The 12,163-nt window shown below is 51.1% G+C and carries 9 protein-coding genes; all 9 read left to right on the forward strand.

Annotation, left to right across the window (positions count from 1 at the left end):
* Positions 1-458: hypothetical protein (locus tag B4O97_RS18775; RefSeq protein ID WP_233143147.1), on the forward strand; the 458-nt coding region annotated here is incomplete at its 5' end.
* A complete protein-coding gene (locus B4O97_RS19555) occupies positions 448-621 on the forward strand; it encodes a hypothetical protein (protein ID WP_158084404.1) in 174 nt (57 codons plus the stop codon). The genes B4O97_RS18775 and B4O97_RS19555, both read left to right, overlap by 11 nt.
* 268 nt (positions 622-889) lie before the next feature.
* Complete coding sequence (locus B4O97_RS18785; RefSeq protein ID WP_083053062.1) at positions 890-1,810, forward strand: RHS repeat domain-containing protein; 921 nt, start codon at positions 890-892, stop codon at positions 1,808-1,810.
* A 12-nt stretch (positions 1,811-1,822) separates the two neighbouring features.
* Positions 1,823-2,212, forward strand: coding sequence for a hypothetical protein (locus tag B4O97_RS18790; protein WP_083053063.1), 390 nt, complete (start codon positions 1,823-1,825; stop codon positions 2,210-2,212).
* Positions 2,213-2,397: 185 nt separating this feature from the next.
* Positions 2,398-3,894: a tetratricopeptide repeat protein gene (locus tag B4O97_RS18795; RefSeq protein WP_083053064.1), complete on the forward strand. Its 1,497-nt coding sequence runs from the start codon at positions 2,398-2,400 to the stop codon at positions 3,892-3,894.
* Complete coding sequence (locus B4O97_RS18800) at positions 3,891-4,928, forward strand: hypothetical protein (RefSeq protein WP_083053065.1); 1,038 nt, start codon at positions 3,891-3,893, stop codon at positions 4,926-4,928. Before B4O97_RS18795 ends, B4O97_RS18800 begins: the two co-directional genes overlap by 4 nt.
* Positions 4,925-5,719 carry a hypothetical protein gene (locus tag B4O97_RS18805; protein WP_083053066.1) on the forward strand — a complete coding sequence of 265 codons (795 nt, stop codon included), beginning with the start codon at positions 4,925-4,927 and terminating at the stop codon, positions 5,717-5,719. The genes B4O97_RS18800 and B4O97_RS18805 overlap by 4 nt, the downstream gene beginning before the upstream one ends.
* Positions 5,720-5,739: 20 nt before the next feature.
* Positions 5,740-6,396, forward strand: a complete 657-nt coding sequence (locus B4O97_RS18810; protein WP_083053067.1) for a hypothetical protein — start codon at positions 5,740-5,742, stop codon at positions 6,394-6,396.
* 9 nt (positions 6,397-6,405) lie between these two features.
* Positions 6,406-12,163: SpvB/TcaC N-terminal domain-containing protein (locus B4O97_RS18815; RefSeq protein ID WP_143305825.1), on the forward strand; the 5,758-nt coding region annotated here is incomplete at its 3' end.

The following is a 12,163-nucleotide window of genomic DNA, read 5'->3' on the forward strand; positions in this document are numbered from 1 at the left end:
ATCCTAACATATTTCCCCGCTCTATGGGAATTTATCTATTTTTCAGGAGACCCTATGTGGAGAATGATCCGGTGAATTGGGTTGACCCATTCGGATTGATGCCGGAGGTTCCGGGGGATGGGACGGTAGTTGATCCAGATGATGGATTATCAGCAGCAGAAAAAGATTTAGCTGCTTCAAGAGAATTATCTATAAAAGATGAAGAAATTATGAAAGAAACATTACACAAACAAGAGTTAGTTGGTATTGCAGAAATAGTTGTAGGTGGTATTGGAATATTTGCAGGAGGAAATGTGCCTGCTGCATTTGTTATGGCGGATGGTGCTATTCGATATACAAAAGCGAAGTATGCTAAAGAATTTTATTCGACGCGAGATTCAATACGATTTATTTCTGAATTGTCTACTCCGGCTGTAAAAAATTTGGCTGAGGAATTATGGGAAAGGCATGATGATTGATAAAAAATATCTTAGGATTATCAATGTAGTTTTTCTTTTGCTTCTTGTTATATTAGGAATAATTGGAATGAAGAAAGATAAATTTACAGCGATTCCGATGATTGTTATTGGAATTAGTGGTATCTGTGTTGAAGTGACTATAATCTCATGGAGGAAGAAATGAATCTCTACTTTAATGATTATTACTTCCTTAGCATTGTTTTCTTTGTTTTCGGTTGTTTTTTTGTTTTTAAAATGAATAGAGTATTAAGAATAAAAAGGAAAACAAAAATTCCGCTGATTATTATATATTTGATAGCTACATTGATCTGTTTCTTTTCCATAGTTTATTTAGTTTTTGGGTGAAGAAAAATAATTATACGTTTCAAAGGAAGAAGTGCAGGCCAAAACGAACTAAGCTGTGCTCATTTTATAAAAAGAAATAGGAGACTGTGTATGTTTTAATCCTGAACAAAAGCTACGGTTTCCATAAACAACTGGAATGGAACAGGGAGAGTACGGAAACCTACCTCTACGAGGCGTTGAGCTTTGACATTCTGGCGGAATACCGAGATACTGAGTATGAAGTGAACCGACGAAGCAGACACTTCTTCCCATCCTTCTCGAACAGATTCAAGCCCATAGCGGAGTACATAACAGCCAATGGACGGCACCTGTCGAGAAAGGAGTTTGCCGAAAGCAGCTGGGGACGCCTGCGCTGTAAAGACAAGGACTACTATCTGCAGGATGTACTGGGATCGGTAGTGGGATTAACCGACGAGCATGGACACCAGAAAGAGGAATACCGCTACGATGTGTGGGGTAAGGAGTACCACGAGAAAAATGGCCATCCCTATTCCGACATCTTCCCTACACATTACGGCTATAATGGTAAGCGGTTTGATCCGAAGGTTGGGCTGTATGATTACGGCTTCAGGGACTACAAGCCCGACATCAACAGATGGACGTCGATCGATCCGATACGATCGGGTAATAACTGGTACGCCTATGTGGGGAATGATCCGGTGAACTGGGTTGATCCGTTGGGGTTGTTGCCGGAGGTTCCGGGGGATGGGACGGTGTTTGAACCAGATGACGGACTATCAGTGGCTGAAAAAGATTTAGCCGCTTCAAGAGAATTAGCGAGATTAGAAACATTATATTCTGAACTTGAAGAAGCAGATAAAGATTTCGGTGAAGCTGCAGTCGGGATGTTTGTTGTTGCTCAATATGATCGAGCTTTTGATCAGTCAATAGTGTCTACAAATTTTGCTGAGGAACTAAGAGAACAGCTTATTAGTAATCAAAGAAGAGGTGAAAAGATTCGATCTGAGATTAATCGGATATTTGATAATTCAATTTATAAAGCATAGGAGCATATTGGAATGGGTGATTACCTAAGTATAATAATGGCCCTGATTCTGTTGACTGTGTTTGGGGTACCATTAATCTTTTTCTGTAAATATCTAATACTAAAAAATAGAATGAAATGGTTCTTAAAAAATGGAATAATAATTGACGCAAAAATCGTAAAGATAGAAAATGAACCATTTTTACGATATCCAACGAACTCAAGCCATATGTATAATACGACTGTTCATAGATTAATAGCGATAGCTGAAATTGGTAAAATCAAATATAGGTTTAGAAGTGAAAGACTGACTAAAAATGAACATCATTTTAAGCTCGGTGACCATGTACCTGTCCTTATAAAACCTGATAATCCACTTAAATATTTTTTTGACCCTTTGATCAATATAACACGAGAACAATAACATACTTGTTATGGTGTAGCTGCTAAGGATATCAAGGCACTCACACCGGAATGAAATTGCAGGTTTAATACGGGAGAACAATTTCTCACATAATCCTCCCTTTCGGGTGTTGACAGGATGCGTATTATGGATAAAAATAGGATTTAATATTTTAATGTCTATTTAGAGATATTAGTGAATTAACAATGAAAAGAACCCTGCAGAAGAATCTAATAATTGTAATTCTTTCCGTTCTCCTTATTCTGATCTGCGTATTCTGCGTCGGCATTTCCATGCTGATAACCTCACGCAACGAGAAATCCCTGTCGGATTTGCATGATGTACTCAAAAAGCAAGGCGACGTTCTCGATGAACAAAGGGACCTGATAAGCGACCAGCAGAAACTTCTGGATGACTACACACATGCTTTGACCTCCTTTGAGATGCCCACCGGAACCTATGTTCTCTCTACAGAAGAGCGGCGGCTTCTACTGCAAGGGATCAGGGAGGAGTTTGGTACACGTCTGGAAGGGATTGAACACAAGCTCGATACGGTGAATGCCCACGAAATCAGCCATTTTGAAGCGACCAGAAACGACCTGCATCACCTTGCAGAGGAAGGCACGGGACATTATCAGCAGCTTCACCGGCAGATAGAGCTGATGAATACCGATTTGAACGCCCATTTTGATGGGCTGACTTCTACAATTACAGCCACTGAGAGTCTTCCAGAGACCTTGTTGGCATCTGAATATCGGCAGTTCGGAGATACAAGCCGGGATGAGGGTGAATACGCCGATGCTGTCGAATACTACCGGAAGTCCGCCGGGTATCAGGAAACGAATGAGACCCTGCTCAGGTATGCGGAGTCCCTCTATCTGGCCGATCCGGCAGTACGAAAGGACGCTGAAATCATACAAAGCCTGCTGACCGTTCTGGAACGTGACCCGGTACACTCGGAGGCTTTGACACTGCTGGGAGATGTCTACCTTGAGCAGGGAAACCTCAACGACGCGGAAATGTATTACGAACGCCTGGTTCGTCTGGAACCGGAGAATGGTGCTGCGCGTAAACGCCTGGGCGAGATTTATCTGAAAATCAAAGAGTATGAAAAGGCGGTCGGGCATCTTTCAAGGGCAGGAGAGCTACTGCCCGACGATCCTGTGGTTCCCTGTGAATTGGGCGATGCATATTTTGAGCTTGGAGACTATGAAGCTGCAGAGAGCGCCTATTCACATGCGCTCTCGGTCAGGTATCCCTATCCCCCGGCGCTTATAGGTCGCGGCAACAGTCGCAGTGCGTTGGGCCTGCTCGACAAGGCAGTTGAAGATATTTCCGCTTACATAAGACTGCGCCCGCGGGATTTCCATGCCCTGGTGGAGCTTGGAGATGTGTATGAACGCATGGGTATGAATGCCGAGGCACTGAAATCCTGGGAAAAGGCTCGCGGTGTTCTTTCTCTCAACAGCGAAGAGGACATCCTGCGTTGGGGTGATGTAAGCCGCAGGCAGGCCCGTCTCTGTTTGTCCCACGGTGATTATCGGGGAACTCTGTTCTATGTGGAAAAAGGTCTCGAACTGACGCAGGACAGGGAACTGCTGGCGCTGGGGATGACCGCGGCGGACAAGATGGGCGATGAGGATTCTCACAGAAAGTACAGCCGCCGGATGGGGGCTCTCGAGGAGCAGGGGATGGCAGAATGAAGCGTCTATGGGTTGTACTGATCATGTTCGTGATTTTTTCCGCGGCTGGTTTTGCGGTGGAAACCGTTCTTGCTCCAATGGAAGTTGTAGGCCAGGCAGTTCCAGGGGAAGAACTGCCCAAGGGTGATTCCTTCTCGAAAACTGTGGTCAGGTACTTGAAGGTATTGGACAGATCGGGCGTCTTGCAGCCTTCGGTACACCCCTTGCCGAAGGGAGAGGACCATCCGCGTTCGATTCTTGACGCCTCCTCTTTTTCCGCTTATTACGGGCTGGATATGCTCGTTTTTGGGCGCTTGTCCTGTACTCCCGAGTACATCGACGGGTACCTACAGGTGTACGATGTACAGAATGGGGAGATTCGTCACCGGATTTACAGCCGCGATCAGGCCGGCAGGTATGAGCGTCTGGCGGAGGATCTGGCCGGAAAACTCTTTGAGTACCTGACCGAGGATTTGGGACTCGCTCCGGTTTACCCGTCTTACGAGGTCCGGCGAAATATCTGGGACCTGCGGGGACGGATTGGTTACTGGAGTCCCATGGGCTCCTGGCGGGACAATCTGTCGGGTATCTTATCATTGGAGGCGGCGGGGTTTCTGACTCCCGAGTATCCCCTTGGCGATTACGGCCCCTGGCTGTACGGGATGAGATTCGGTCTCTCCCTCGGATACGATGTCGGAGTCAGTACTCCGGGGCATGAGGAGTTTGTCTTTCACGGGATCCGGACAGGAATACCTGTGGAACTGACTCTTATGCGATACAGTGACAGCAGAAAGAGCTATTCCGTGGGGCTTACTCCCTTTTTTATGCTGGATGTGCTGGTTCAGGAGCGCCGCTATGAGGGAAGCTATACGACAAGTACCGCAGCGATTGGAATGAGTCTTTCGGGAACAGTCCGGTACTCTCTGAATGAAACCTCCGCGCTGGGACTCGGCCTTGAGTTTTCCTCTGTGTTCTACGATCCGCCGCGCTATGAGATCCGGCCGAGTCTGGTATATGAGTGCCGTTTTCCGGGCAGTAAGGAGAAAGTTGAATGATAAAAGGAATATGCACACTTGCGGGCCTCTTCTTTATTGTATGCGGAGTCGTTTCCTGCGGGACCGGCCTTATCTCCGATATGGGAAGGCTGGATGAAGATCCGGAGATTGCCAGTCCGGGTGTGGAATCTTTTACGGTACCGAACCTGATAAGCGTTACCTGGAATGAAGATGAAGCCGCGGATGAGTACCTGCTGCGCCGTGCGGCGGGAGAGAACAATCCCCTGAACTGGGTCGACGTGTACAGGGGCAGTGATCTCAGCTGGCAGGATAATGGTGTTGGCAATGAGCGTTTGAATCTGTATCAGCTATATAAAATACGGGGGTCTGTTCTCTTCGGCCCCTCGGAGTCGGTGCTCGGGGTTGGGAGTGATATCTGCCGGGACCCCCATGAACCAAACGACTCGATCGCCACTGCCACAGTGCTGGAATCCGATCTGGAGTCGAACCTGTGGTATTTTGTCGCTACAAACGGCAAAGAGAGCCGGGACTTCGACTGGTATGCAGTCAGCCTGCCGCCGCGGCGCCAGGCGGTTATTGTTGTTACGGATAATACGAATACCAGTTCCACCTATAATTACATGAGCTGGTCGACTCCGTCAAAAAGTGAAGCAGATATCGTCAGCGGCGAATCACTTTCAATCCAGAATCATGAATATGAAGCTGCGGTTGTGTACTTCCGTGTTTCTCCGAACGAACAGACCTTTCTGTCTCAGCTATCCGGATACGGAGGGATGGTAATCTCGTATACAGTGAGTCTGGATCAGATAACGAATTTCAATAATGAGTAAGTAAAACCCGGAGTAGAAAAGTGGCAGATGTAAAAGGGTGGTGTATTTTTATTGCGTTTGCGGTCCTGTTTTCGGGATGCCAGTTTATCGATACCTCGAAACCGACGGGATGGGACGGAAATCTCGGCGGAGACGGGGTACAGGTGGATTCGACACTCTTCTCGGAGGACGAAACCGCCGGGGAAATTATCTTCGAGACCAACGATGAGCAGTATTCCGACCCGTACGGAAGCAGTTTCTGGTATCCCGTGGAGAATTCCGACCAGCAGCCTTTTACTGAATGGACAGTGAGTGCGGCAAAATCGAGTGGAAACCGAAACGCCGGTTTCGGGATCGTTTTCTGTCACAGCGTGGATGAAGACTCCGGCGAAGAGCGAATGCTGAGCGTCATGATTCGGACCGACAGGTATTACCAGATAGCGTCAATCATCGGAACCGAGTATGCGCCGAATACAAGCTGGACCCAGAGTTCCGCAATCTACGGGACCGGTCTTTTTAATGAACTAAGGGTACAGAGAGCCTCGGACGGTATTTTTACCCTGTATATAAATGATCAGGAGATTACTGATTTCGAGTATTCAGGATTCAGCGGAGGAAGCCAGGGATATCTGGTGGTTGTTTCTCCCCTGGAGGATTTTCCCGATGTGCCGGTGAATGTCTCGTTTAAAACCGAATAGGAAAAGAAGATGAAAAATGTCGTAGTACGAAGTTTGACGCTTTTTGTTATCTACAGCCTGGTTCTTGCACCCTTGCCGTTGTTCAGTGAAACACCCCGGGATGCCCTGTTGCGCGGGCTGCCGACGTATGAAAAAGACCCGGACAGTGCATACTCCGCCGAGATAGGAGGCGCCGGGGGAGTTATCTCCTTCGATGGCGTTACGGTAGACGTGCCCGCCGGTGCGGTGGACGACACCGTTGAAATAACGGTGATCAAGCTCGGCGGAACAGCTCCGATAGGCGGAGGGCGTCAGAATGTTACCAAGGGGGCGGCGGCGTACCGCTTTCTTCCTGACGGGCAACAATTCCAAAAGCCCGTGAGTATAAGCATTCCCTATGATCCTGAAATGAATAAATCCGAAGCCGCGTTGAGCAATCTTTTTACCTATTTTTTCAATGAAGATAAACAAAGATGGGAACGTCTGGAGCGAGTTTCCCTGAATAATGAGGCGAGTACGGTAACGAGTCTGAGCACCCATTTTACCGACATGATCAATTCCACCTTAACACTGCCCGAGAGTCCTGATCCTGTGGAGTTCGACCTGAACTCGATAAAGAATCTGGAAGCGGCGAATCCTGATGCAGGAGTCCCCGGGCTGGAGGGACTGGAGGGGAGCTGGTCCGGCTCAGCCTCCTTTTCCATCCCCCTGCGGCTTCCCCCGGGACGGGGAAAGGCCTCCCCTCAGGTATCCCTGCGCTACGACAGCGGGCGATCTGCGGGGGTGATGGGTGCAGGTTTCTCCCTGCCTGTTAGCACAATTGATACGGATACGCGTTTCGGTCTGCCGGAATACGACGGAAAGGATACCTATCTGCTGGACGGCGAGGAACTGGTAAACATTACTCCCGACTCATCCTCGGGGTCGGTCTACAGGCAGCGGAAAGAGGGGCGATTCGCCCGGATAGAACGCTTTCGTTCTACTTCTGCGGGTACAGATTATTGGAAAGTAACGGACAGGGACGGGACCGTTCGTTACTACGGTAACCACGCGGCTGTAAGCGACGGCGCAGAACAGTCTGCACCCTGGCTTGGTCCCGACAGAACGAACGGAATGCAGGTCTATCGCTGGTATTTGTCGAGGATTGTCGATATGGACGGAAATACCGTCGACTACCGCTATACCTACGATGAAAGCGACAAGAATCTGTATCTGAAGAGCATATCCTGGTCAGGGATAAATGGCAATGATGCCGATGAGAGCGGTTATTATCGGATCGATTTCGGGTACAACGAGGCGGGACACCTGGAACCGACGGAGGAAAGTACGCGCTTAGGCTATTCGGTCGAGAGTAGCGGTGTGCACAGCTGGACGGGAGAGTTCGCGTCGAGTCTGAGCGGGGGCGAGCGGCAGGATGTCCGCAGCGACGGGCGCGGAAGGTTTATCTGCAAGACCTCGAAGCGCCTGGACCGGATAGGGATATCCGCGGGGGAACAGGGGAATCGAACAGAGAAGCGCTCTTATGAGTTCTATTACCGGATGGACGATTTCGGGCGGACGATTCTGGACCGGTACGAGGAATGGGCCCCGGGAGCTGCTGATGCGCTCTATTCCTTCGGCTTTGACTATTACGGTCTGGAAAAAGATATTGATGAGCTCCCCCAGGGCTTCGGGCCTGAGGAGATCTGGAGTGTAGGGTCGGGGGCGCAGGAGAAGGACCTTTCCAATTCCAGGTCCGTATCCGCCGGGGCCAACCTGTATACCGGCCTTGAAATATTCATAAAGATTCCGTTTGTCGGAAAAAAGACCCTGGTCTCTCTGGGTGTGCGGGGAGGGAGCTCCGGCGGTTCGAGCGTATCCCTGACGGATGTGGCCGATATTGATGGAGACGGCATCCCTGAACTGATCTGGAAAAGCGGAAACGATGTAAACGGCTACGCAGCGGACCCGGAGCTCTACGGCTGGGCAGGCTCCGCGGTCTCTCTTGACGGATTTAACGGTCCCCTGTCGAAAACCTCGAACTCCTCCGCCTCCCTGGGGCTCTCGATGAAAATAGGCCCGGTGTCGGGAGGCAAGACGAAACAGTGGAACTGGGCCGATGGAAAGCGTTCAATCATGGATGTCAACGGCGACGGATTCATCGATGTGGTGGAGAAGGGCACAGCCTTGTACGGTCTGAACCGGGGGGATGGTACCATCGACTGGACCGCGGGCTGGGTCGGAGGGGCCGACCCTGACCGCGCAGAATCGTATACGGAAGATGAATTAAAGGAGTTCGACGGGACATATTACCGGAAGGACCCCTTCCGCAGGTGGGACGCCTATCGCTCGGGAAGGGTACTGGTTAGCGACGAGGTCGGCTACAACCCGAATGCACAGATATCCTCCGATGGTGCGGTTGCGGAGATCCGGGCCCCGGAGCGCGGGAGCAACGCGGCGCTGACAGAGCTTGCTATAAGCGAGGATTCTCCACAGAACGGACGAAGCGATGCCGAGTATGAGCTCAGCCGCGGGGATTCCCTCTTTTTCCGCCTGAATCCGAACAAGGACGAGCGCGGAGATATCGTGGACTGGAGTACACGCATCCGCTACCGGGATATTCAGTACTTTGAGGATATGGAGGATTCCCCCGTACTCTGTTTGCCTGCACAAGTAAGCAGAAGCATGTACGAGGACGGCCTTGAGGATTTTTATACCCCCCACAGGCATGAAACAGAAAGCGACGGACATACAAGCCATTACTACACCTACGACCGGAACAGTGACTGGATTTCCGTGCTGACCCAGGGGAATATTAGTACATTGTTGTCGAAGGGCTTTTTTGTCCCGCGCCTGATCCCGGCGAATACCTTTTATTCAATTTATAACAGCCTAAGTGAAATCCATAAAAAGCAATTCTATTTCTGCTACTACCATGAACCGGCAGGAGACCGGTATCGGCTTGTTGAGGCAAAAAGGACTGTAGCCTTTAGCTGCCTGGAGAGCATCCTGAACTCGAATGCAGGCTTGCGGGCACAGCTTTCCGGCTATACCTTCCCGGATGGCGATGAGGTTTTTCCGGTCCCTGATGAAAACCAGAGGGTGTACAGCTACAGTACGGCGGCACCGCCGGTATCGGTTGAGCCGATACTCTGCAGAGCCATCGAGCCGGAAACGGCCCTGGGAGGAACAGAAAGCGACGGTACTATCCTGCTTGACCGTATGGGCAATGAGGCGGGCGATAGCTACCGTGTCTATCTTGAACCCGACGGAGAGGATTCGTACGCCCTGGTGGATGAGAGCGACAGCGAAGATGGAACGGCCTACCGGACAACGGAGATTTCATCCTCCGATACGCTAATCCGTGTCCGCTACGAGCGGGACGGGGTTCGGCATACCTATGCGCTTACACAGCCGTCGTATCGGCTGGAACAGGTGCCGGGCGAGCTGTTCCGCCCGGCAGTGGAGGAGTACTTCAGCGATTGCCGCACAGGCGTACCCGATCCGGCACGCTTGTCTGCAGGACAGCATGCGGCATTCCAAGCCCAGGCAGCCCTGGCCGAAATCTCCATACCGGAAGACGCGTATCTGCTGGTCATCCATAACGAAGGGACGGTGGACGAGTACAGTCTCTATGAGCTGAGTGAGGAACTTTCTGCCGAAGACCAGGCCGCGGTCTACAGCGTATGGGCATCCTTCGATGCTGTGGAATCCAATAACGGTACGACGAGCCTCTTTTTCAGTTTTCTGAACACAGACGGCGAAGAAGCGCTGTGGCCGAGGCTCCTGACTGCGGAGGAAGCGGGCGCATTGTGCGGCAGCCAGGACATTTCAGAAAGCCTGTTTACTCCCGTCAGCCTTCTGGACGGCAGCACCGTCTACACGGTTGCCGATAATCTGGATGGAGATCAAGAGAACCGGCTGACTGAGGCCCTCCGTTCCTATCGGATATACGCCGAACTGTTTCCGTTTTACAACCTGGATGAGTCTGATGATATGTACAGTCTTGATGATGAAACGGACCCGGAGTATTTCGAATTAATAGAAGAGCTCTTCCGGACGGCGGAATTACGGGTAATGACGCGGCTCGCGCGGAGCCTGACCTACTCCTCGAACGGTGTGTTTCCTGTACGGGGATCGGTGGAAGCCCGTACGGGCGATGAAATCTCTGTCAGCAGGAATGAAGAGCAGGCCGCAGGAGGCTGGGAAGAGAGCGGGGTCGTCAATATTCCGCGCTTTGATGGTGAGGGGGATACCGTCCTTGTTCCAGGCTATGTGCATGTTTTCGACAGCCGCTACGATTTTGCGGCAGAGAGCATAATTGCGGAAGACGAAAATGAGTACGATTTTGTCGATACGAAAATTGAGGATAATGAGACGACCCTGGAGAGCCTTTACGGGGCAAATATACCCAGGGAGTATCTTGAAGGCGGTGTGTACGGCTGGTATTACGGCGCGTGGAGCGGATTTTATGCATGGAACAGTGATTGGCTGGGAGACGCACCGAATTATAGCGGGCAGCACAACACGGGAGTAACCCCCCCGCCGTATTATACACAGCTGAATCCGAATCCTCCGACTGCAGATACCGCAGACAGCCATCTGCATACCTGGGGACGGCAGGAACTTGTCATGAGCGACGATACCTGGATTGGTTCGGTGGATGTAATTACAGACACGAGTATCGATGATAATGGCAACCCGGTGTATACACCGTATCAGTTTTCTGTCGCCCTTACGGGAGAAACCATGTGGCCCACCCGCAGCGGAGGCGATTATTACTGGACGATTCCGAATATAACTCTTGACGAGGAGGGCAGTAGCGGTCCTTCGCAATCCCTCTCTTTTATTAGTACCAGCCGCGGAAAATCTACGGACATAAACGGCGAAGTCTCCTTCGGAATGGGAGCCAGCGGAGGCTCCAACCGCGGAAATACCCAGCAGTACGAAGGCTTCATGGATATCAATGGTGACCGTTTCCCGGATCTTGTACGCTTCGACAAACAGGGGAAGGGCGGCAGTTTTACCTATTGGCCGGGAACTGGGTACGGCTTTGGTGCCGCAGAACGGGGAAACAAGGTAATAGATTACATTACCCGGAATTCCAATGACGGACTAACCTTCGGCGCGAGCATCGGCAGCTCTTCCGGCGGCGGAATCTACGAGGCCGACGGGGAGGGGTTTATACAGGAGTTCAAAACGAACGTTCAGGATGCCACGGCTGAACCAAATTTATCTGCAGGAATAAATGTATCCGCCGCCGAAAGCATCCAGAACATGGGACTACTGGATATAAACGGCGACGGTCTGCCGGACCAGGTGACCGGATCATCAGATCTGAACGCTTACCTGAACGCCGGCGGGACCTTTGTCGGCACCGCCGGTTTCTCCGGACCGGCCATAACGAAAAAGGTTGCCGCCAGCGCGGGGGGTGTCTTGTCAGGGGAGACCCAGGGGATCTCCTACTCCCATACCGGGTCCTTCGGCGGAACCTTTTCCCTCTCTGGCGGAGTGAATGTCGGAGCGGCCTCCGCGACGCTCGGGTCTTCGTTCAGCTACGGCGGATCGACAAAAAAGGTAAACGGGCGTCTGATGGACATAAACGGGGACGGCTTACCCGATTATGTGGTCAAGGACAACAACGAAGGCTTCTTCCGGGTACGGGTGAACACGGGCAGCGGCTTTAGCCCCTCGGAAATCCGCCTGTATCGCCCCGGCTGGGGAACCGGTATGGATTTAAATGCCGACCTGGAAAGTGACCTGAGGCAGATAGCGAATAACCTGAGCTTTCCCGGCTCGGCGGCGGGAG

Source organism: Marispirochaeta aestuarii, assembly GCF_002087085.1.
Taxonomy (GTDB): domain Bacteria; phylum Spirochaetota; class Spirochaetia; order JC444; family Marispirochaetaceae; genus Marispirochaeta; species Marispirochaeta aestuarii.

Excerpts from the sequence above, each read along its gene's own strand:
- B4O97_RS19555 (WP_158084404.1), top strand. The coding sequence starts at position 448 with ATGATGATTGATAAAAAATATCTTAGGATTATCAATGTAGTTTTTCTT.
- B4O97_RS18790 (WP_083053063.1), top strand. The coding sequence starts at position 1,823 with ATGGGTGATTACCTAAGTATAATAATGGCCCTGATTCTGTTGACTGTG.
- B4O97_RS18795 (WP_083053064.1), top strand. The coding sequence starts at position 2,398 with ATGAAAAGAACCCTGCAGAAGAATCTAATAATTGTAATTCTTTCCGTT.
- B4O97_RS18800 (WP_083053065.1), top strand. The coding sequence starts at position 3,891 with ATGAAGCGTCTATGGGTTGTACTGATCATGTTCGTGATTTTTTCCGCG.
- B4O97_RS18805 (WP_083053066.1), top strand. The coding sequence starts at position 4,925 with ATGATAAAAGGAATATGCACACTTGCGGGCCTCTTCTTTATTGTATGC.